The 19,886-nt window shown below is 68.1% G+C and carries 18 protein-coding genes; 7 read left to right on the top strand and 11 right to left on the bottom strand.

All coding sequences use genetic code 11. The features are described from left to right. Positions 1 to 197: 197 nt before the first annotated feature. The 3 genes from O6Y00_RS16010 to O6Y00_RS16000 are packed head-to-tail and all read left to right on the top strand — an operon-like array spanning position 198 to position 2,955. Positions 198 to 2,252 (top strand): carbon starvation CstA family protein, encoded by a 2,055-nt coding sequence (locus tag O6Y00_RS16010; RefSeq protein ID WP_353443587.1) that lies wholly within the window; start codon positions 198 to 200, stop codon positions 2,250 to 2,252. Further along, on the top strand, positions 2,249 to 2,437 hold the full coding sequence (locus O6Y00_RS16005) for a YbdD/YjiX family protein (protein ID WP_056051727.1): 189 nt from the start codon (positions 2,249 to 2,251) through the stop codon (positions 2,435 to 2,437). Before O6Y00_RS16010 ends, O6Y00_RS16005 begins: the two co-directional genes overlap by 4 nt. Beyond that, positions 2,434 to 2,955 carry a biliverdin-producing heme oxygenase gene (locus O6Y00_RS16000; protein WP_353443585.1) on the top strand — a complete coding sequence of 174 codons (522 nt, stop codon included), beginning with the start codon at positions 2,434 to 2,436 and terminating at the stop codon, positions 2,953 to 2,955. The genes O6Y00_RS16005 and O6Y00_RS16000 overlap by 4 nt, the downstream gene beginning before the upstream one ends. 27 nt (positions 2,956 to 2,982) lie before the next feature. Here the strand turns inward: O6Y00_RS16000 and O6Y00_RS15995 are convergent, their stop codons facing one another. Continuing rightward, positions 2,983 to 3,285 (bottom strand): polyhydroxyalkanoic acid system family protein, encoded by a 303-nt coding sequence (locus tag O6Y00_RS15995; protein ID WP_353443584.1) that lies wholly within the window; start codon positions 3,283 to 3,285, stop codon positions 2,983 to 2,985. 27 nt (positions 3,286 to 3,312) lie between these two features. Continuing rightward, positions 3,313 to 3,732 carry a VOC family protein gene (locus O6Y00_RS15990; RefSeq protein ID WP_353443583.1) on the bottom strand — a complete coding sequence of 140 codons (420 nt, stop codon included), beginning with the start codon at positions 3,730 to 3,732 and terminating at the stop codon, positions 3,313 to 3,315. A 512-nt stretch (positions 3,733 to 4,244) separates the two neighbouring features. On the opposite strand from O6Y00_RS15990, the gene lnt reads away from it, so the two are divergent. After that, a complete protein-coding gene (gene lnt / locus O6Y00_RS15985; RefSeq protein ID WP_353443582.1) occupies positions 4,245 to 5,777 on the top strand; it encodes an apolipoprotein N-acyltransferase in 1,533 nt (510 codons plus the stop codon). Positions 5,778 to 5,835: 58 nt separating this feature from the next. Beyond that, positions 5,836 to 7,053 (top strand): methionine adenosyltransferase, encoded by a 1,218-nt coding sequence (gene metK, locus O6Y00_RS15980; RefSeq protein ID WP_353443581.1) that lies wholly within the window; start codon positions 5,836 to 5,838, stop codon positions 7,051 to 7,053. 292 nt (positions 7,054 to 7,345) lie between these two features. Here metK and O6Y00_RS15975 read toward each other — a convergent pair whose 3' ends face one another. The 4 genes from O6Y00_RS15975 to O6Y00_RS15960 all read right to left on the bottom strand — a co-directional run bounded on the left by O6Y00_RS15975 (position 7,346) and on the right by O6Y00_RS15960 (position 10,423). Continuing rightward, entirely contained in the window at positions 7,346 to 8,425 is a 1,080-nt protein-coding gene (locus tag O6Y00_RS15975) for an AI-2E family transporter (RefSeq protein ID WP_353443580.1), read from the bottom strand. A 163-nt stretch (positions 8,426 to 8,588) separates the two neighbouring features. Next, positions 8,589 to 8,873, bottom strand: coding sequence for a hypothetical protein (locus tag O6Y00_RS15970; RefSeq protein WP_353443579.1), 285 nt, complete (start codon positions 8,871 to 8,873; stop codon positions 8,589 to 8,591). Between the two features lie 90 nt (positions 8,874 to 8,963). Beyond that, positions 8,964 to 9,599: a phosphatase PAP2 family protein gene (locus O6Y00_RS15965; protein WP_353443578.1), complete on the bottom strand. Its 636-nt coding sequence runs from the start codon at positions 9,597 to 9,599 to the stop codon at positions 8,964 to 8,966. Continuing rightward, positions 9,599 to 10,423 carry a formate/nitrite transporter family protein gene (locus tag O6Y00_RS15960; RefSeq protein ID WP_353443577.1) on the bottom strand — a complete coding sequence of 275 codons (825 nt, stop codon included), beginning with the start codon at positions 10,421 to 10,423 and terminating at the stop codon, positions 9,599 to 9,601. Before O6Y00_RS15960 ends, O6Y00_RS15965 begins: the two co-directional genes overlap by 1 nt. 65 nt (positions 10,424 to 10,488) lie before the next feature. Here O6Y00_RS15960 and trmB point away from each other — a divergent pair, with 65 nt between their 5' ends. Further along, positions 10,489 to 11,169, top strand: a complete 681-nt coding sequence (gene trmB, locus O6Y00_RS15955; RefSeq protein ID WP_353443576.1) for a tRNA (guanosine(46)-N7)-methyltransferase TrmB — start codon at positions 10,489 to 10,491, stop codon at positions 11,167 to 11,169. Positions 11,170 to 11,256: 87 nt separating this feature from the next. Here the strand turns inward: trmB and O6Y00_RS15950 are convergent, their stop codons facing one another. From O6Y00_RS15950 to O6Y00_RS15940, 3 genes are all read right to left on the bottom strand, one after another. Beyond that, positions 11,257 to 12,015, bottom strand: a complete 759-nt coding sequence (locus O6Y00_RS15950) for a class I SAM-dependent methyltransferase (RefSeq protein WP_353443575.1) — start codon at positions 12,013 to 12,015, stop codon at positions 11,257 to 11,259. Between the two features lie 66 nt (positions 12,016 to 12,081). Beyond that, positions 12,082 to 12,354 carry a DUF1488 family protein gene (locus O6Y00_RS15945; protein ID WP_353443574.1) on the bottom strand — a complete coding sequence of 91 codons (273 nt, stop codon included), beginning with the start codon at positions 12,352 to 12,354 and terminating at the stop codon, positions 12,082 to 12,084. 89 nt (positions 12,355 to 12,443) lie between these two features. Next, positions 12,444 to 15,650: an autotransporter outer membrane beta-barrel domain-containing protein gene (locus O6Y00_RS15940; protein ID WP_353443573.1), complete on the bottom strand. Its 3,207-nt coding sequence runs from the start codon at positions 15,648 to 15,650 to the stop codon at positions 12,444 to 12,446. Between the two features lie 162 nt (positions 15,651 to 15,812). On the opposite strand from O6Y00_RS15940, the gene O6Y00_RS15935 reads away from it, so the two are divergent. Further along, positions 15,813 to 16,298, top strand: a complete 486-nt coding sequence (locus tag O6Y00_RS15935) for a hypothetical protein (RefSeq protein WP_353443571.1) — start codon at positions 15,813 to 15,815, stop codon at positions 16,296 to 16,298. Between the two features lie 146 nt (positions 16,299 to 16,444). Here O6Y00_RS15935 and O6Y00_RS15930 read toward each other — a convergent pair whose 3' ends face one another. Then, complete coding sequence (locus O6Y00_RS15930) at positions 16,445 to 18,907, bottom strand: TonB-dependent receptor (protein ID WP_353443570.1); 2,463 nt, start codon at positions 18,905 to 18,907, stop codon at positions 16,445 to 16,447. Between the two features lie 2 nt (positions 18,908 to 18,909). Next, positions 18,910 to 19,845, bottom strand: coding sequence for a FecR family protein (locus O6Y00_RS15925; protein ID WP_353443569.1), 936 nt, complete (start codon positions 19,843 to 19,845; stop codon positions 18,910 to 18,912). Positions 19,846 to 19,886: the final 41 nt, after the last annotated feature.

The following is a 19,886-nucleotide window of genomic DNA, read 5'->3' as shown; positions in this document are numbered from 1 at the left end:
GCCGAGGAAGAGCTCGCTGTATTTTCCACGCTTCCGGCTTCGGTTGTAAGGGAGTCATCGAGCGCACCCATAGCGCCTCCCCCGCGCCTCCACCCAAGCCCCGGGCGGAGGCAAAGGCGAGGCACGCCGGCAGGGGGCTGGCGCTCCCGGCTCGAATACGCGATGTCGCCTGAGACGAAGCACGGGAGGGCGCACGGATGACATTACGCGAGAAGATCGGTTGGGGCGCCCTCGCCTTGCTCGCGGCCTGCGCGCTGGCGGTCGTCGCGTTCGAGCGCGGCGAGCACGTCAACGCGTTGTGGATCGTCACGGCGGCCGTCTCCGTCCAGCTGATCGCGTACCGGTTCTATGCGCGCTACATCGCGCGGCATGTGATGCAGCTAGATCCGGCGCGACCGACCCCGGCGCTGCGCCGCGCCGACGGCCTCGATTATGTCACGACCGATCGCAACGTCCTGTTCGGCCACCATTTCGCCGCCATCGCCGGTGCAGGACCACTCGTCGGCCCGGTGCTCGCCGCGCAGATGGGGTATCTCCCCGGCACGCTGTGGATCCTTGCCGGCGTCGTGCTCGCGGGTGCGGTGCAGGACTTCATGATCCTGTTCATCTCGATGCGCCGCGACGGACGGTCGCTCGGCGAGCTGATCCGGATGGAGATGGGCGCGATCCCCGGCGTGATCGCGCTGATCGGCGCGTTCGCGATCATGGTCATCATCCTCGCCGTGCTCGCGCTGATCGTGGTGCGCGCGCTCGCGGGCAGCCCGTGGGGGCTGTTCACCGTCGCCGCGACCATCCCGCTGGCTTTCCTGATGGGCATCTACACGCGCTGGATCCGCCCCGGAAAGGTCGGCGAAGTCTCCGTGCTCGGCGTCATCGGGCTGCTCGCTGCGATCGTCTATGGCGGCACGGTTGCTGCCTCGCCGACGCTCGCGCCGCTGTTCACGCTGACCCCGGTGCAGCTCTGCGTGCTGATGGTGGGATACGGCGCGGTAGCGTCCGTTCTCCCGGTGTGGCTGCTGCTCGCGCCGCGCGATTACCTGTCGACCTTCCTCAAGATCGGCGCGATCGTCGCGCTGGCGATCGGCATCGCGGTCGTCGCGCCGCCGCTTAAGATGCCCGCGCTGACCCCGTTCATCGACGGCAGCGGCCCGGTCTGGTCGGGCGGGCTCTTCCCATTCCTGTTCATCACGATCGCGTGCGGGGCGGTGTCGGGCTTCCACGCGCTGATCGCCAGCGGCACCACGCCCAAGCTGATCGCCAGCGAAGGCGATGCGCAGTTCATCGGCTATGGCGCGATGCTGATGGAGAGCTTCGTCGCGATCATGGCGCTGGTCGGCGCGTCGATCCTCGATCCGGGCGTGTATTTCGCGATGAACAGCCCGGCGGCGGTGGTCGGTACCGACTTCGCCTCCGCGGCGACGGCGGTCACCGCGATGGGCTTCCCGATCACGCCCGAACTGCTCGCGCAGACCGCGAAGGACGTCGGCGAGACCACGATCGTGTCGCGCACCGGCGGCGCGCCGACGCTGGCGGTGGCGATGTCGGAGATCTTCAGCCACCTGGTCGGCGGGCCGGCGATGAAGGCGTTCTGGTATCATTTCGCGATCCTGTTCGAGGCGCTGTTCATCCTGACCGCAGTCGATGCGGGCACGCGCGCCGGGCGGTTCATGCTGCAGGATTTGATCGGGCTCGCGGTGCCGTCGTTCCGTAATGCGTCGGCGATCGTACCGGGGCTGATCGCGACCGCGCTGTGCGTGATCGCGTGGGGCTTCTTCCTGTATCAGGGCGTCACCGATCCCTTGGGCGGCGTGAACACGCTGTGGCCGCTGTTCGGCATCTCGAACCAGATGCTCGCCGCGGTCGCGCTGGTGCTGGCAACGGTGGTGCTGTTCCGGATGAAACGCCAGCGCTACGCGTGGGTGACGATCCTGCCGGCCGCGTGGCTGTGCCTGTGCACGATCACCGCCGGGCTGATGAAGCTGTTCGCAAGCGATCCCAAGGTCGGCTTCCTCGCGCATGCCTCGAAGTTCGCTGACGCGGCGGCGCGGGGCGAGCTGCTCGCGCCGGCCAAGACGATGGCGGAGATGCAGCGGATCGTGCTCAACGACCGGATCGACGCCGGGCTGTGCGCGCTGTTTCTCGCGGTGGTGCTGTCGATCGTGTTCTTCGGCATCCGCACGTGTCTGGCGGCACTGAAGATCGACCGGCCGACGGTGACCGAAGTCCCGCCGCAGCTGGTGGCCGCAGAATGATCCGCGCACTATACGCGAAGGCACGCGAGACCGCGTTGCTGATGGTCGGCGTGCCGTCCTACGCGGCCTATTGCCAGCACATGGCCGAGCGGCATCCCGACCACGCGCCGATGGACGAACGCACGTTCTTCCGCGATCGGCAGGAGGCGCGGTACGGGAGCAAGGGCGGGGGACGCTGCTGTTGACCCGGACCGTTTCGACCGTCGCTCGGCTCCGGGACGCGACGGCGGGCGATCACGATGCGGTGGATGCGGGGTTCGGGCGGTATGACCTGACCGACGCGGACGATTACCGCGCGTTCCTGATCGCGCATGCCAGGGCGCTGCCCGCGGTCGAGGCGTGGCTGTCGGCCATTCCCGGGCTGGCGGCGTTCCGATCCCGCGGCGATGCGCTCGCCGCCGATCTCGCCGCACTGGGGGAGGCTTTGCCAGCGCCGATGACGTTCGATGTCGCGCCGAGTGCAGCGGCCGGATGGGGCGCGATGTACGTCGTCGAAGGATCGCGACTCGGCGGCATCATGCTGTCGCGATCGGTGCCGGCCGACATGCCGACGGCGTATCTCGGCGCGAAACATCTGTCGGGCGAGTGGCGCGCCTTACTCGCTGCGATCGATCGCGAGCCCGCCGACGAAGCCTGGATCGAGGACGCTATCGTCGGCGCCAAGGCGGCGTTCGCGCTGTACCGGAGCGCGCCCGCCGCCTGATTGGGTGCCTCACTTGGGCGCCCGTGATCAGCGCAAAAGCTTGGGCGCTTCCTTGCCGATATAGTCCTGGATCTTGCTGGCGAAGAGCCCGAGGATGCCCGGCAGGTCGACCACCGCATGGACGTTGGTTTCGTAGACCGTGACCGCGCTGGCGATCGTCTGGCCCATCGCCTTGGCGGTGAAGTGCAGCGTGTCGCCCTCCCAGCGGTGATCGGTCACCGAGCCCCCGGGAATGCTCGCGCTGATCTTGTCGATCCCGCCGTCGAGACGGGCACGGACCGCAGCCTTGCCGAGCGTGTGCGGGATGTCGACGGTAACGGGAGTGGCCATGGGTGATCCTTGTATCGAGTATTGGCCTTACGTGGCGAAAATCATGTCGTCGTTGGCGAACGCCTTGAACTCGAGAGCGTTGCCGCTGGGATCGTAAAAGAACATCGTCGCCTGTTCGCCGGGCTGCCCCTCGAAGCGCACGTACGGCGCGATCCCGAACGTGACGCTGGCGGCGGTGACGCGCTCGGACAGCGCGGTCCAGTCGTCCATCGTCAGGACGACGCCGAAATGCGGCACCGGGACCGCGTGGCCATCGACGGCATTGGCGACCGCGACGGGTTTGGCGGCAGGATCGAGGTGCGCGACGATCTGGTGACCGAACAGGTCGAAGTCGATCCAATGCTCGCTCGATCGGCCTTCCGGGCAACCGAGCGTGGCGCCGTAGAAGCTGCGGGCTGCGGCGAGGTCGTGGACCGGGAAGGCGAGGTGGAAGGGGCGCAGGGTCATGCGGAGGAGAATAGGTCGTGGAATCCGGTTCGTCGACCCGGCGGATTGCTTGACGTTTTCCGCGCGGATGTGTGCCTGCGCCCCTTGTTCTCCCGCGAAGGCGGGAGCCCAGTCTGGGCTCCCGCCTTCGCGGGAGAACAATCTTTGGTGAGGGTGTACCATTCCCCATTACCCCACCCCGGCGAAGGCCGGGGCCCAATTGGGGGACCTAGCTAAAAGAAAACTGCGCTTCGTTGCTGCGACCTTTCCAATTGGGCGCCCGCCTTCGCGGGAGGACAGTCTCTGGTGAAGGTGTACCGTTCCCTATCGCGCTACCCCGGCGAAGGCCGGGGCCCAGTTGGAAAGGTGGTAGTGGCGAAGCGCTGTCCGTTGTCTGCAACGTCTCCCAACTGGGCCCCGGCCTTCGCCGGGGTGGTGTAGCGGGGGATTTCCAAAGTGATCCATCCCACGAGCCGGCGTCACCCTCGGGCTAAGACATTGCCCCACCCCGTCCACCACGCCATAGCGCCAGCGTGACCCGTTTCCCCGCCCTCGCCTGCCTGATCCTCGGCGCGATCGCCGCCACCGGCTTCGCGCCGCTCGATCTGTGGCCGCTGACGCTCGTCGCGTTCGCGCTGTGGATGAAGATTGTCCACGATGCCCCGACGCTGCGCGCCGCGCTCTGGCGCGGCTGGGTATTCGGGGTCGGGCATTTCACCGTCAACAACAACTGGTTCCAGCACGCGTTCGACTTCCAGGACGCCATGCCGCCGGTGCTCGGCTATTTCGCCGCGGTTGGCCTCGCGCTGTACCTTGCGGTATACCCGATGCTGGCGGGAGGACTGGCGTGGCGGATCGCACGGCGGTCCGACGCCCCCGACGCGACGTTCGTACTGGTCTTCGGCGCGGCGTGGATCGCGACCGAGTGGCTGCGCGCCACGCTGTTCACCGGTTACGCCTGGGACCCGCTCGGCGTCGTCTGGCTACCGGCGATCGGCGTGGCGCGATTGTCGGTCTGGATCGGGACCTATGCACTGTCGGGCGTGACCATTCTCGCGTCCGGTGCGCTGCTCCTGCTGGCGCTGCGCCGCTGGACGCTGCCTGCGATCGCGATGCCGGCGCTCGGAGTCGCGGCGCTGTCCGCGCTCTGGACCAACGCGCCGCCCCCCGCCCCCGGCACGCCGCTGGTGCGCGTGGTCCAGCCCGACATCGGCCAGGAGGACCGCAGCGAAACCGACGGCGAACGCGTGCTCTCGGCGCTGGAGAAGCTGTCGGGCAAGCCAGTCGCCACCCCGCGCCTCGTCGTCTGGCCCGAAGGCGTCGTCCGCGATTATCTCGAGGATGGTTATCCGTTCTATGCCTATGGCTGGTCGAGCCCGCTCTACCTCCGCCGGCGCATCGCGCGACTGCTCGGGCCCGGGGACATCCTGCTGACCGGCGGTACCGCGCTCGCGTTCAACGCCCGCGACCAGATCTCCGGCGCGGCCAACTCGGTGTTCGCGCTCGACTCGCAGGCGCGGCTGCGGGGGCGGTACGACAAGGCGCATCTCGTGCCGTACGGCGAATATCTGCCGATGCCGTGGTTGTTGAGGCCGCTCGGTCTCGCGCGGCTCGTGCCCGGCGATATCGACTTCACGTCCGGCAAGGGACCGGCGAACCTGACCTTCCCCGGCTTCGGCGCGATCGGCATGCAGATCTGCTACGAGATCGTGTTCTCCGGCGAGGTGGTCGATCCCGCGCATCGCCCGCGCCTGATCTTCAATCCGTCGAGCGACGCGTGGTTCGGCAAATGGGGCCCGCCGCAGCATCTCGCCCAGGCGCGGATGCGCGCGATCGAGGAGGGATTGCCGATCGTCCGCGCGACCCCCACCGGCATTTCGGCGATCATCGCCGCCGATGGTCGCCTCGTCGCGACCGTCCCGCACGAGACCGCCGGCGCCATTGAGCAGCCGATGCCGTCCGCGCTGCCGCCCACCCTCTTCTCACGCGTCGGCAATGCGATGGCGGCGATCGTTGCCGCACTGATGCTCGCGACTGCGGTTGCCCTGCGCCGTCGCGCCAGCTAGGGTCATATAAAGCTTTCCTTATATGACGCTCGTTCCAGAGCATGGCAAAGAGGCCCGCATGCGCAAATCCTTCCTCTTCACCTCCGAATCGGTCTCCGAAGGCCATCCCGACAAGGTTGCCGACCAGATCAGCGATACCGTCGTCGACCTGTTCCTCGCCAAGGACCCACAGGCGCGGATCGCGTGCGAGACGCTGACGACCACGCAGCTCGTCGTCCTCGCCGGTGAAATCCGCGGCAAGGGCATCTACGAGAATGGCGAGTGGGCACCCGGCGTGCTCGAGGAGATCGAGGCCGCGGTGCGCAACACCGTCAAGGAAATCGGCTACGAGCAGACCGGCTTCCACTGGCAGACCTTCCGCTTCGAGAACAACCTCCACGCGCAGTCCGCGGAAATCGCGATGGGCGTCGACGAGAGCGGCAACAAGGACGAGGGCGCCGGCGACCAGGGCATCATGTTCGGTTACGCCACCGACGAGACCCCCGGCCTGATGCCAGCGACGCTGTACTACAGCCACAAGATCCTCGAGCGGATGGCCGCCGACCGCCACTCGGGCGCCGCGCCGTTCCTGCAGCCCGACGCCAAGAGCCAGGTCACGCTGTCGTACGAGAATGAAGTGCCGGTCGCCGCGACCGCGCTCGTCGTCTCGACGCAGCATGCGCCGGGCTATTCGGAGAAGGGCACGAACCCCGATCCCGCCAAGTACGCCGAACTGCGTGACTATGTGATGGGCGTGTTCAAGGACGTGCTGCCCGACGGCTTCATCTCCGCCGCCACCAAGATCTACATCAACCCGACCGGCGCGTTCGAGATCGGTGGCCCCGACGGCGACGCCGGCGTCACGGGCCGCAAGATCATCGTCGACACCTACGGCGGCGCGGCACCGCATGGCGGCGGCGCGTTCAGCGGCAAGGATCCGACCAAGGTCGATCGTTCGGCTGCGTACGTCTCGCGCTATCTGGCGAAGAACGTCGTCGCGGCCGGCCTCGCGCGCCGTTGCACGATCCAGCTTAGCTACGCGATCGGCATCGCCGAACCGCTGTCGGTGTATGTCGACCTGCACGGCACCGGCACGGTCGACGAGGCCAGGCTGGAGGCGGTCCTGCCGCAGCTCGTGCGCCTGACGCCGAAGGGCATCCGCGAGCACCTCAAGCTCAACGCACCGATCTACAAGAAGACCGCGGCGTACGGCCACTTCGGTCGCGAGCCCGTGGGCGACACGTTCACCTGGGAAAAGACCGATCTGGTCGACGCACTGAAGGCCGCCGTCGCCTGATAGCGACGCCTTTGGTGATGTGAAAAAGCCTCCCGCGGACCAGTCCGCGGGAGGCTTTTTCTTTCCCTCGCCCCTCCGGGGAGAGGGAGGGAGGAGCCGCTTGGCGACGGAAGGGAGAGGGGCGTTGGGGAGAGGGTCCGAGCCTCACTCCCCTCACCCTCCCACCCGGCTTCGCCGTGCGGGTCGCTCCCTCTCCCCTAGGGGAGAGGGAAAACGAGGGGGAAGCTCGTATCGAAGCAGGTTCCCCCGCGCCCGCCCATCCTTCCATACGCTGGTTCGACAAGCTCAACCGCTACTCAGGACGAACGGGGTCGGTAACCTGCGCATGCCGCTGCTCGGTCAGCACCTGCCACGCAGTCAGGAACAGCGCCGCGACCACCGGCCCGACGACGATCCCGCTGATCCCGACCGCCTCGATCCCGCCGAGCGTCGATACCAGAACGATATAATCCGGGATCCCGGTATCGCGACCGACCAGGATCGGGCGCAGGATGTTGTCCGCTAGACCGATCACCACGACGCCCGAAACGATCACGACCACGCCCTGCCAGATCGCACCGGTCGCCAGCAGGTACACCGCAACCGGGACCCAGACGAGCGCCGGCCCCAACGCGGGCAGCAACGACGTCAGCGCCATCAACAGTCCCCAGAGCAAGGCGGCCGGCAACCCGACGATCCAGAACGTCACCGCGCCGAGCGCACCCTGCGCGAGCCCGACGATGACGGATCCCTTGATCGTCGCACGGACCACCGCGACGAACTTGTCGACCAGCGTCTTGGCGACCGAATGCTCCAGCGGCAACGCGCGACGGATCGCCGGCCCCACCTTGTCGCCGTCGCGCAGCAGGAAGAACGTCACGTACAGCCCGATCCCGAACGACAGCACGAACGCCGCCGCGTTGCGGCCGATCGACAAGGCCTGCCCGGCGATAGACCGGACGCTGTTGCCGAGGATGGTCGACACGCGCGACTGCGCCTGCTCGAAGCTGTTGAGCCCGGCCTTGTCGAGCGCACCTTGGATTCGGTTCGGCAGCGCGTCGTGGATCTGCTGGAAATAGGCGCCGAAATTGATCTGCCCGCTTTGCAGCCGCGCGTAGACCGAGGCCGACTGGTCGATCATCAGGCTGCCGATGATCAGCGTCGGCACGATCACCGCGACGAAGATGATCAGCAGCGTCATCGCCGCGGCGAGGTTACGCCGGCCCGGCCAGCGCATCAGCAGCCACTGGTACAGCGACTGGAACAGGATCGCCGCCAGCCCGCTCCACAACAACGCCACCGCGAACGTCGAGACGACGACGCACATCGCCACCGTGATCGCCACCAGGAAGACGATGAAGCCCCCCGTTTCCAGTCGACGCCGGTCGATCATGTCTTGCCCTTTTTTCCGTACTGGCGTTTGCGCGCCGGCCTTTTCCTGCCACGCTGCGCTATGCGGAGGCTCCATAACGGAGACCGCCGCATACTGAAAAGCCGCCCCCCGGCCTTCACCGGGGAGCGGCCCAGACTTCGGCGCGGTCAGGCGCCAATCGCGATCAGCGCAGCTTCTCGCTGCCGTTGATCAGGGCATCCTTCTGCGCCTGTGGCATCGCCTGCGCGTTCACGTCGGCGTCGTCGATCGCGTCCGACTGGCGATCGCCGTCCTTGCGCACGGCCTTGGCCTGGTCCTCGAGATTGTCGGCGGTCGCCTCGAGCGCGTCGGCGCGGTTGTCCGCGGCCTTTTCGACCTGGCTGCCGAGCTTGTCGTCACCCTTGCCGCCGCACGCTGCGAGCGGGAGTGCAATGGCGGCGATCATCGTGGCGATGGCGAGCTTCTTCATGTCGTATTTCCCTCTGTTATCGAGGTCGCAAACCGTCACGGTCGCGAAACGGTTCCGCGACGGTGCAATTTATCGTCGCAGACGGGCAACTTAGGCGGCTGTAGCGCCATGTTCGAGCAGCAAGGGCGCGTGGTCGGCGATCGTCGCTTCGACGGTCGGCGCGATCCGATCGAATATCGCACTGACCAGCGCTTCGGTAATCCAGCCGACCGCCGCGCCGACGACGAGGTCGGATAGATAATGCTTGCCGTTGATCGGTTGCGCGGCCGCAACGACACCCGTGATCAGCGCCGCCGGCGCACCCGCCCCGCCGATATCACGCGACGCTGCACGCGCGACCGCAACCGCGCCCGCGGTGTGTCCCGACGGAAACGACGTCTGGTCGTGATCGTCGCTCTTGCCGGGCTCGAACCGCGCCTTGCCGTCCTCGATCGCCTTTTCGGGGCGGGTGCGGTCGACCGACGCTTTGATCGCGGACTTGACGAAGGTCGCCGCCGCATGTGCCGTCAGCATCCGCACGCCGCCACGGATCACGTCCGGCCTGCGCGCGATCAGGCCGATCACGACCGTGCCGATCGACGTCGCCACAAGCTGCGGCTGGTCGCCGATCTCGGCGAGGAACCCGGTCGCCTTGACCAGCGGCTGATCGCGGTGCTCGGCCGCCTTGTGCGTCGCCTTGCGGTCCGCCTTCTCGACGGCCTTTGCGGCGTCCTTGGTCTTGCCCATCAGTTTTCGCCCTGTCCGTCCATTTCACCGCGCACCTGTGCATGCGCGAGCAAGGCGAACAACCCCGCACCGCCCAGCAAGTTGCCGAGGATCGCCGGCACCATCAGGCCACCGAGCGCCTCGGCGACGCCAACCTTACCCGAAAACAGCAGCAGCCAGGCCTCCACCGATCCGACGATCGAATGGCTGAACGCGGCGATCGCGACGACATACGTGATCGCGACGATCACGAGGAACGACTGTTCGCGCGCATTCGGCAGCGACCAGGCGAGGATCGCGATCATGAATCCGGCCGGGATCGCGTTGACGAACGTCGCGCCCGGCGAGAGTTCGGTGATCGCCATCGAAACCTCGATCATCGCGGTACGAAGCTCGCTACCGCCGAGCAGGCCCGCCGCGATCATCCCGCCGGCCAGCGCCGTCCCGATGAGGTTGGCGCCCAGCACGACACTCCAGAGCCGCAACGTGCGCCGCAATGCCCAGCCCGATGGTTTGGTCACCAGCGGCAACATCGCGGTAATCGTGCTCTCGGTGAACAATTGCATCCGCCCGAGGATCACGACCAGGAACCCGATCGGATAGCCAAGCGAGACGATGATCGTCCGCCACGGCGTATCGGGCAGCGCGTGGTGCAGCGCGCCTTCCGCGATCAGCGAACTGGCGATCGCCATCCCCGCGGCGAGCCCGGAGAAGAACAGCGACGATACCGGACGATCGAGTTCGTCCTCGCCTTCCTCGCGAACCGCCTTGTGCAGATCCTGCGCATCGGCGGCCTTGAGATCCTCGACGTCTTCGCCGGGCGGATTGGAAGCGTTATCGACCATTACGAGAGTGCAACGGTCCGCGTCGCGCTTTGCTCCGGCGCAATCGCCCGCTAGAGCGCGCGGCGATGAACGATCCTTCTGTTATCCGCCGCCTCTATGGCCGTCGCCAGGGCCACAAGCTGCGCCTGGGCCAAGCCGCGCTCGTCGAGGAAACGCTCGCCGACCTGTCGGTGCCCGAGGAAGGGCCGATCGATGCGATGACGTTGTTCGGCGAGGACCGCCCCCTCCATGTCGAGATCGGCTTCGGCGCAGGCGAGCATCTGGCCGGACAGGCCGCGATGAACCCCGACGTCGGCTTCATCGGCTGCGAACCGTTCCTCAACGGTGTCGTCGGTGCACTTGCGCACATCCGCGACGGCGAGCTGACCAACGTCCGGCTGCACATGGGCGATGCGCTGGAGGTCATCGAACGCCTGCCCGACGCGAGCCTCGACCGGCTGTACCTGCTGCATCCCGATCCCTGGCGGAAGGCGCGCCATGCCAAGCGCCGCATGGTCAACCACGGCCCGCTCGACACGATCGCCGCCAAGCTGAAGCCCGGCGCGGAATTCCGGCTCGGTACCGACGACCCGACCTATTGCCGGTGGTCGATGATGATCATGAACGCGCGTCGCGATTTCGAATGGCAGGCGAAGACTCCGCACGATTTCCTGACTCGCCCCGACGACTGGCCAGAGACGCGGTACGAGCGCAAGGCACGCCGGCAGGGCCACGAGGTCTGGTATTTCAGGTACCTGCGGGTCTGACGCGGCCACCGGCCTGGATTGAGGCCTTTTCCATCCAGACGCGCCGGTCGACGCACAAGCGGCATCGACCGGTGCGAACCTGGCGGGTTACGGCTTCCGGAACTTGTAGACGAACTGGTCGGTCGTACCTCGGATCGCCGGGTCGAACACCGGCTTGCTGTGGTCGTCGGCCGGGTTGCGGAGCACGGTCGATTCTCCGACGAACTTGAACCCTGCCGCCTGCACCTGCGCCTTGACCGCGGCCGGATCGATCCGATGCAGGGTCTCGGTGCCGCGCATGCCCGTGCCCGCCGCATCCGCATGATCGATCACGACGTACGTTCCGCCGCGCTTGAGCATCCGGAACACGGCTGCGTCGAACGCGCGCAACGCCGGTTCGCCCGCACCGTTGTTCGGGATGTCGTGATAGTTCTGGACGGTCCAGAACAGGTCGACCGGCACCGGCGACGTCGGCAGGTTCGTCGCCTGCACTTGCGCCGTCACGTTGGCCAGGTTCCGCGCCTGCAAGGCGGGAAGCGATTTCTCGGCATATTTGGCGCCTGCCGCGGGCCAGACCGCATAGACATGCCCCTTGGGCCCGACGATGCCCGTGAAGATCCGCGTCCAATAGCCTGAACCCGGCAGGTAATCGACGACGACGTTGCCCGGTTTCACGCCGGAGAACGTCAGCACCTCCGCTGCCTTGCGCCGCGCATCGTCACCCTGCTGATCGGTGCGGGCGGGATCGGCGAGCGCCTTTGCGATCGTCGCCGGCGTCTTTTGTGCACCCGTGTTCTGCGCAGCGGCCGGCATGGCCCCGCCGACGATCGTCATGGCCAACGCGGCACCCATCCAGAGTGGCTTCATCATCCGTCTCCCACCAGTCCGGACGACACTGCCGGATAAGCGCGCAGGATCGTCCGGATAACGTCGCTAGTCCAGATCGTTCTCGCTGATCACGATGATCTCCTGATCCGGATCGCGTGCGAGCGCCTTTGCCCCCAGCCTGGCGATCTCGTCGGCATGCTGCCTGAAGATCGTCGCCGCCTCGGCATCGGGCGCCATCGCGCTCAGCGCCTCCAGCACATCGTAATGGACCGCGAACCGATAGCGCTCGCTGCTGATCTCCGCCTCGAACTCGATCCGGCGAAGGTCGTCATCAACCTCGATCGTGCCGGTATCGATATCCAACCTGTCTTCGGCCATGCGTCGTCGCTCCTTCGTTACAGGGGAGACAACCGACCAGCGCCGGATTCGAGCCGCCATCGCGCCCGAATCCGGCGAATCGGGTAGCGCTAGAGCCCGATCTGCAGGTTTGCACGCAGCGACAGGGCGACGCGACCCTGCTGTTGCTCGGCGTTGAACTCGCCGCCCATCCGGAAGATGCCGTTGCCGCCCGTGCCGCGCAGCTTGCCGACCCAGCCGCTGGTGCGCTTTTCGGGCGTCAGCGTGAACGCCTGGCCGCCCGCGAACGCCGCGGTGGTCGCGCCGAGCCCGCCGCCGACGAGCTGGCGCCGGCCACCCTCGGCTTCGATCCGGAACCAGCCGTCCTCGAACCGGGGGCTGCCGAAATCGAGTCCGATCGCGGTGCCGCCGGTCACCGCCAGTTCGTCGCTGGTCCGGGCGCGGACGACGAGGTCGATCGCCTTGCCACCGCCGGTCTCGCTGTAGCCGTCCTCCTTGAGCGCGTAATAGTCGATTGCGAGCATCGGCCGGAATACGAACATGCCCTTTCCGGCCTCGTAGGAGACGCCGCCCGAGGCCGAATACAGCGTGCCGTCCCAGTCGCCGCGCGCGGTGCGCTCGACCTTCTCGCTGCCGATCGCGCCGGTGAACTGGCGGATGCCGTCGAACTTCACCTTCGCGCCCGAAACGCGGGCATTGGCCTGCAGACCGTGCCAACGCCCGCGCCAGTAGCCGGCCAGTTCATACTGGTCCGAATTCACTTCGTTCGACGTGCCGTCGTCGGCGTCCTGGCCGTGCAGATACGCGATCGAGGTGCCGAAATTGCCGACCCCGGTCTTGTATTCCGCACCAGCCGAAGCACCCCAGCCGGCGATGTCGTAGCCCGCCGTATCGGTCACGGTCTTCGACGTGCCCCAGGCGACCTGCGTCACCCAATAGCCCCATTTGCCCTCGTCCTTGAACGGACCGTGCGGATCGGCGAGCACGCGGGCGGTCGCGCGCGATCCCATCGTCACCGCCTCGAACGTGCCACCGGCATGATCGGGCAGCATCTGGCGGACGGAGCCGCGGAACGTGTCGCCGTCGGTGATGTTCAGGAATGCGCCGCCGATCTTCGCGTCACTGCCGAGCGCCTTGTAGATCGCGTCATAGGCGGATGCCTGCGAGCGGTTCAGCCCGAGCTCGGTCGACGATTTGCGCGCGATGTCGACGGCCAGGTCGTTGCCCGTGCCGGTCGCGATGCTGCCCTTGTAGAGGAACGGCAGCGCCGTCGTCGTCGCGCCGAGGTTCGCCGCACCGGTCAACGTGCCCGCGCGCAGCACGACATAGCGTCCCTCCGCATCGGTGACGCTGGTCAGCCTCAACGCCAGCTTCGAATCCTTGTCGAACGCCGCCGTGCCCGCGACCTGAATCATGGTGCCGGTGCCGCCGGTCTTGTCGAGCGTCACCGCGAGCACGCCGCCACCGCCGATCGTCAGCGACGCGATCGACGCGGCCTTGGTGACGTCGAGCGTGCCCCCGGTGACCGCGATCGCGAGGCCCGCCGAATTGGCGAGCGTACCCGAGAACCGCGCGGTGCCGCCAAGCGTCAACGTATCGCTGCCGCCGCCGAAGTCCGCTGAACCACTGAACACCGACGTCCCGGCGAGAGCGAGCGCGTCGTTGCCCGCACCGAACACCGCACCGCCGGTGAACGTCGCATCGCCCGACAACGCCAGCCGATTGTTGCCCGCGCCGAACCGCGCGGCGCCGGCGACGCTGCCGTCCGCGACGTCGAGCAGGTCGTTGCCGGTGCCGAACCGAACGTCGCCGACGATCGCGGGCGCGGCGATGCCCGCCGCGACCGCGGTTTGCCGGACGATGACGCCGCTGGTGTTCGCCGAGAGATCGATCGCGACGTTGCGCTCCGAGGTGGCGAGCGCCCCCGACGCGCCGATGCCGCCGCTGTTCTCGACCAGCGTCACGCTGCCCGAACGATCGAGAATGGCGATCGCGGTGCCGTCCGCGGCCTGCGCGGTCGCCTTGATCGTGCCGCTGTTGCGGATCGTGCCGACCGATGCGCCGGTATCCACCAGCACCGCCGTGGACCGCGATGCCGTCGTCCCGCCGCCCGCGGCCGAAATCGTCCCCGCGTTGCGGATCTCGGGGGTCGAGGTACCGCCGCCCAGCTTCAGCGCGGTGGCGCTTGCGCCGTTCGCGGTCGCGGCCACGGTGCCGTTGACGCCGATCCCGCCCGTGATCGTCACCACGCCGCCGAGCCCGCCGATCACGAGGCCATTGCCTTCGATGCCGCCATAGACGCCGCTGCCGGCGATCCCGCCGTCGACGATCAGCCCGAAGCCGGTTCCGGTCCCCGCCACGGCACCGATCGCGACGGCGCGCGTGGCTGATCCGATCTGCACCGCCGGCGCCGCGCCGAACGCGGTGATCGCCGCCGAGCCCTCGGTCGCGTCGGGGAGGCCATCCTTGTCCTCGTCGGTGTCGGTGGTGCTGGCGTCCTTCGGCGGCACCGCGAAGACGATCCCGCCCGAGACGTTGCCCGAGACGACCAGCGCGGAACCACCCTGCAACAGGTCGTCGGCATCCAGTTTCGATACGTCGGCCGGCGCGGTCGCATAGCGATAGCCGGTTGCACCCAATGCGCCCTGCACCACCAGCGCGCCGGTGATGTCGCCATCGACGCGCGCCGCCACAGCGCCCTGGCCGATCGCCGCGATCGTGCCCGCCAGCCGGACGTTGCCGGTCACGTCGGCGATCCGCACGCCGGTCGACGCGGTGCCGGTGACCGTGGTCTGGCCGTCATGGGTAAAGGCGCCGGTCAGCGGCCCGCCAAGCCAGATGCCCGCGGAGGTGTTCCCCTTCACCGTGATCGCGCCGCTGTTGACGATCGCGCCCGCATAGCTGCCCGCGGTGCGGATGCCGGTGCGACCGGTCCCTGCAGCGAACGGTCCGTCAAGATCGCCGTCCTTGTCGGTATCCGTCGCGACATAGCTTTCGTCGATGATGATCTTGCCGGTCGCCGCGTTGCTGATCCCGCCGCCGGTGCCGGCACTGGCGAGGATGCCGGTCGCGTTGTCGGCGTTGGTGACCTGGATCGTACCTTCGTTGGCGACCGCGTTGACGCTGTCGACCGTCACCGCGGTGCCGGTCGCCGGCGTGACCGAACCCGCCGCGGCGATCCGGATAGCGTCGCGAGCGCCGGCCTTGATCGTCGAGGTGCGCACCGCGTCGGTCCGCTTGGTATCGATCACGGTCTGCGCCTGGACACCGGTGGTCACGGCAAGGAGGCAGGTGCTGGTCAGCAGAAGACGACGCATGGGAACCCTTTTCGATGTGTTTTCGAAAAGAGGACGGAGGCGCGGGGGATCAGCCTTGAATCCCGCCGATTATCCCGCCGCATTATCCCGCGGCACCAGTGTCGCGGCGGCGCGTTGTCGGCCCAGCATCTCCAGAACCGATATCGTCAGGAACACGCCAGCATGATCACCACCATCGCCGAACTCGACCGCATCCGCGACGACAGCAAGCGTCTCGTCACCACCCGCTCGATGATGTCGGCAGGCGCGGCGGTCGTGCCGATCCCCGGTGCCGATATCGTCGCGGACATCGGCCTGCTGACCAAGTTGCTGCCCGAGATCAGCAAGCGCTTCGGGCTCGATCACGACCAGGTCCAGAAGCTCGAGCCGCAGATCGCGCAACAGGCGCTCGTGATGGCGTCGAGCCTCGGCAACACGATGATCGGGCGGATGGTCACCAAGCGCATCGTCGTCGCGCTGCTCCGCCGCGTCGGTGCGCGCGTCGCGGTGGGATCGATGGCCAAGTTCGTGCCCTTCGCCGGCTCGGCGCTGGCGGCGACGATCAGCTTCGGTGCGATGAAGCTGGTCGGCAATTCGCACGTCGACGACTGCTACAAGACCGCACTGGCGCTGCTGCCCGCGGACCAGCGCGCGCTGGCGAAGGCCTGACTGCTAAATCCTCCCCCGCCAGGGGGAGGTGGCTGGCCCTCGCCAGACGGAGGGGGAGGCAAACGAAACCTTGGTTCCGTGTCCTCCCCCTTCGTCTAGCTACGCGATTTACCTCCCCCTTGCGGGGGAGGATCGAAAGGCAAAGGTCAGAACGCGGCATCCAGTCCGATCCGTAGCGTCCGCGGTCGTTGCGGCGTGATCTGCCCGCTGCCCACCTGGAACGGTGTGCCGAGCGCGAAGCGGTTCCCCACGCTGTCCGTCAGATTGGTCACGCCGATCGTCAGCCCGAGCGACGGCCTCCCGACCCGCGCGGTCAACGCCGTATCCAGATAATCGCCCTGCTCCTCGCCCAGCACCGGTCCGACGCCCAGTCGCGACCGCCCGACATAGCGCGCCCAGCCATATACCCGCAGCTCCAGGTCGCCGCCGAGATCGCGCCGATAGTCCGCGCCCAGCCGCCCGGCGTAGCGCGCGATGTTGGGCACCTGGCTCATCCGGACGAGCGCCACGTACAACGCCGCGCTCGGCTCGGTCACGCGGCTGTCATTGTAGGTGACGCCGGCATCCAGCGTCAGCCCCGCGACCGGCTTCCACCCGGCGGTGGCGCTGAACGTCCAGATCCGCCCGTCGCCGATATTGGCCGTGCTCGGCAGGCCGGTCGCATCGATGAAGTCGGCCTGGATGTCCTGCCAGATCGTATGCGACACGCTCGCCGTCAGATAGGCGCGATCGACCCCGGCGAGCCCGTAGCGCACGCCGCTCTCCAGCGTCCGCACCCGGTCGTTCTCGAACCGCCGGACGAAATCGCTCTCGATCGCCAGCCCCCCCGGCCTGAAGCCCTGCTGGTAGCGCCCGTACACCGACACCTTGGGCAGTACCGCCGCGATGACCGAGGCGGACGGCAGCACGCTCGTCTCGATCCGGTCTGCGGTGATGCGCGCGCGGGCCAGCGCGACCGCTTCCAGTCGTGCCGGGACGACGTCGTCACCGGTTCCGTCCAGCGACGCGCGGGTCACGCGCGCGCCGGCGGTCGCGGTCAGCCCGCGGAACAGCTGGACGCTGCCTTCGCCGTACAGCGTCGCCTCATCGATGCTGTTCGTCACGCCGGTCACCGGGGCCGGCGCATCGACCGGCCCGAGCGAGCGCGACAGCCGGGTCCGGTTATGCGTGAAACTGCCGCCGACCACCCAGCCGAACCCGTTTCGCATAGGCCGCCACACCCGCGTCTCGTTCGCGATCAGCGTCGTCGCATTGCGTTGCGCGAACACGCGTGGGCTACCCGTTCCTATGGTCACAGGGCTGCCGACGGCTGGCGAGTCGGACTCCGGCAGCGTCGGATCGAGCGTCGGCACGGTCGCATCATAGCGTTCGGTCAGCGTCTGGCCGACGATCCCGGTCGAGGATCGAACCTTCAACGCGCCGATCTCGCCCGAAACGACGACCTGTCCCATCGCATAGTCCGCGTCGAACCCCTGCACGATTGCGCTGGAACGCGTGAGCCTGCGCGCGTCGCGATCCGCGTACTGGCTGTCGTCACCCTTGGTCGATTGGCCTATCCCACCCAGATCGACGCTCCAGCCATTCCCCGCATCCAGCCGCAGCGTCGCCCGGCCGCCGACGATCCGCGTGCGGTTGACGTCGCGCCGGTCGAGCACCGGATTATCGATATACCCGCCCTCGCTGACCCCGTAGCCGACGACACGCAACGCGGTGCGCTCCCCGAGCGGCACGTTCAGCGTCGCGCCCAGGTCGCCACCGGGATCGCCGTGCCACGTCGCCGCGAGGCCGCCCGCGATCGACGCCGATACCGCACCCAGTTCCGGCGCGTTGGGCACGGTGCGGATGATCCCGCCGAGCGATCCTGCGCCGTACAGCGTCCCCTGCGGCCCTTCGAGCACCTCGACCGAGGCGATGTCGTACAGCCGCAGATCGGGATCGGGCGCATTGTAGCTGAGCCGCAGATCGCCGAGATACTGGCCGACCGTGGTCTGCGTCGGTCCGGTAAAGCTCGAATCGGCGATGCCGCGGATGAACAGCTTGTTGCGCCCGGCGCCGAGATGCGTCGACGACACGCTCGCCAGCCGCGCTAGGATCGCATCGGTCCCGCCCGCCCCGCCGAGCGCCAGGTCGACGCCGTCGAGCAACGCCACCTGCCCGGCAAAATCGCGCAGGCGCACCTCGCGCTTGCTGCCGGTCACGACGATATCGGCGCCGTCCGCAGCCGGTGCAGCTACGATCGCGGAAGGCTTCGCGCGCGCGACCCGAACGACCTCGCGGCGAACCGGTTTGCGCGGCGCGAGCCGCCAACCGACCGATCCCGCCGCGACGACGTCCGCCTGCACCGCGATCGCCAACCGCTCGAGCGCCTGCCGCGCAGTCATCCGCCCTCGAACCGCCGGGACCCGGCGGCCCCACAATAGAGGATCGGTGACGACGATGCTCGTGCCGGACTGCCGCCCCAACGCCAGCACCGCGTCGCCCAGCCGTCCGGCCGGCAAGTCGACGGCGCCCTGGCCCGCCCCCTGCCCCGCCCCCTGCTTCGCCAGCGCGGGTGCCCCGAGTGCGGATGCGGCGAGTGCGAGCGCCCCGACGACCAGACATCCGCGCATGCTCACGAACGCGCGGACATCACCCAGTGGCCGCCACGCTCGCGGATCGCCACGCCGAGCAGCGGAGCCGCGAGTCGCGGGTCGCCGGCGAGCTTGGCCGTCGCGATGCTGCCGCTGAACGCGCGCGTCGCGACCGACGGGTCGGCGCGCAGATCGACGCCGAGCGCACGCGACAGATCGTCCGCCACTTCCGCCAGCGGCACATTCTCATAAGCCAGCACGCTGTCGCGCCACGATCCGACGCTGGCCACGTCGACCGCGCTCACGGTGGCCTTGCCATCGCGCACGTGCAGCCCCTGGCCCTTGGCGAGCCGGATGCCGTCGCGTCCCGGATTATAATCCACCGCGCCCTCGGACACCGCCACGCGCGTTTCGCCGCGTACCCGCTTCACGTCGAACGCGGTACCGACGTCGATCAGCCGCGCGCCACCGACGCTCACCTCGAACGGATCGCGGTCGTCGTGGCGCACGACGAACATCGCCTCGCCGTGCTCCAGCGTCGCGACCCGCGGGTCGTCGCGATCGAGTATCAGCCGGGTCGCGCCACCGATCGCGATCGAACTGCCATCGGCGAGTTGTACGGTCCGGATGGCCCCGGCCGCCGTCTCGATCGCATAGGGGTGCGCGCCCGTCTCGATCGCGCCATAGCCGAGGAAAAGTGCCAGCGACGCCGCGATCGCCCCACCAGCCCAGACCGGCCAGCGCCGCCGTGCGGGTATCGCGACGACAACCGGCGTAACAGGCTCGGGAGGCACGATCGCCGCCATCGCGTCGATATCCGCCGCTGTCGCATGATACGCCGCCGCGTGGCGCGGGTCCGCCTCCAGCCAGGCGTGGAACGCCGGCCAGTCGTCGAACGCATCGCTGCCGGTCCGGACAACCCAGTCCAGCGCGGCCCCGTTCAGCGCAGGCGCGTCGATCTCGTCATGCTCCGCCATCATGGCCTCCTATACGCGATGACGGAGACGATGCGGTGCGC

It is taken from the genome of Sphingomonas faeni (assembly GCF_040407565.1).
Lineage (GTDB): Bacteria > Pseudomonadota > Alphaproteobacteria > Sphingomonadales > Sphingomonadaceae > Sphingomonas > Sphingomonas faeni_F.
Note: the sequence above shows the minus strand (reverse complement) of the source record. Positions and strands in the feature narration are given on the sequence as shown.

Bases quoted from the DNA above. Each gene is read 5' to 3' on its own strand.
- O6Y00_RS16010 (WP_353443587.1), top strand. From the start codon at position 198: ATGACATTACGCGAGAAGATCGGTTGGGGCGCCCTCGCCTTGCTCGCG.
- O6Y00_RS16005 (WP_056051727.1), top strand. From the start codon at position 2,249: ATGATCCGCGCACTATACGCGAAGGCACGCGAGACCGCGTTGCTGATG.
- O6Y00_RS15995 (WP_353443584.1), bottom strand. From the start codon at position 3,285: ATGGCCACTCCCGTTACCGTCGACATCCCGCACACGCTCGGCAAGGCT.
- O6Y00_RS15990 (WP_353443583.1), bottom strand. From the start codon at position 3,732: ATGACCCTGCGCCCCTTCCACCTCGCCTTCCCGGTCCACGACCTCGCC.
- metK (WP_353443581.1), top strand. From the start codon at position 5,836: ATGCGCAAATCCTTCCTCTTCACCTCCGAATCGGTCTCCGAAGGCCAT.
- O6Y00_RS15975 (WP_353443580.1), bottom strand. From the start codon at position 8,425: ATGATCGACCGGCGTCGACTGGAAACGGGGGGCTTCATCGTCTTCCTG.
- O6Y00_RS15970 (WP_353443579.1), bottom strand. From the start codon at position 8,873: ATGAAGAAGCTCGCCATCGCCACGATGATCGCCGCCATTGCACTCCCG.
- O6Y00_RS15965 (WP_353443578.1), bottom strand. From the start codon at position 9,599: ATGGGCAAGACCAAGGACGCCGCAAAGGCCGTCGAGAAGGCGGACCGC.
- O6Y00_RS15960 (WP_353443577.1), bottom strand. From the start codon at position 10,423: ATGGTCGATAACGCTTCCAATCCGCCCGGCGAAGACGTCGAGGATCTC.
- trmB (WP_353443576.1), top strand. From the start codon at position 10,489: ATGAACGATCCTTCTGTTATCCGCCGCCTCTATGGCCGTCGCCAGGGC.
- O6Y00_RS15950 (WP_353443575.1), bottom strand. From the start codon at position 12,015: ATGAAGCCACTCTGGATGGGTGCCGCGTTGGCCATGACGATCGTCGGC.
- O6Y00_RS15945 (WP_353443574.1), bottom strand. From the start codon at position 12,354: ATGGCCGAAGACAGGTTGGATATCGATACCGGCACGATCGAGGTTGAT.
- O6Y00_RS15940 (WP_353443573.1), bottom strand. From the start codon at position 15,650: ATGCGTCGTCTTCTGCTGACCAGCACCTGCCTCCTTGCCGTGACCACC.
- O6Y00_RS15935 (WP_353443571.1), top strand. From the start codon at position 15,813: ATGATCACCACCATCGCCGAACTCGACCGCATCCGCGACGACAGCAAG.
- O6Y00_RS15930 (WP_353443570.1), bottom strand. From the start codon at position 18,907: ATGCGCGGATGTCTGGTCGTCGGGGCGCTCGCACTCGCCGCATCCGCA.
- O6Y00_RS15925 (WP_353443569.1), bottom strand. From the start codon at position 19,845: ATGGCGGAGCATGACGAGATCGACGCGCCTGCGCTGAACGGGGCCGCG.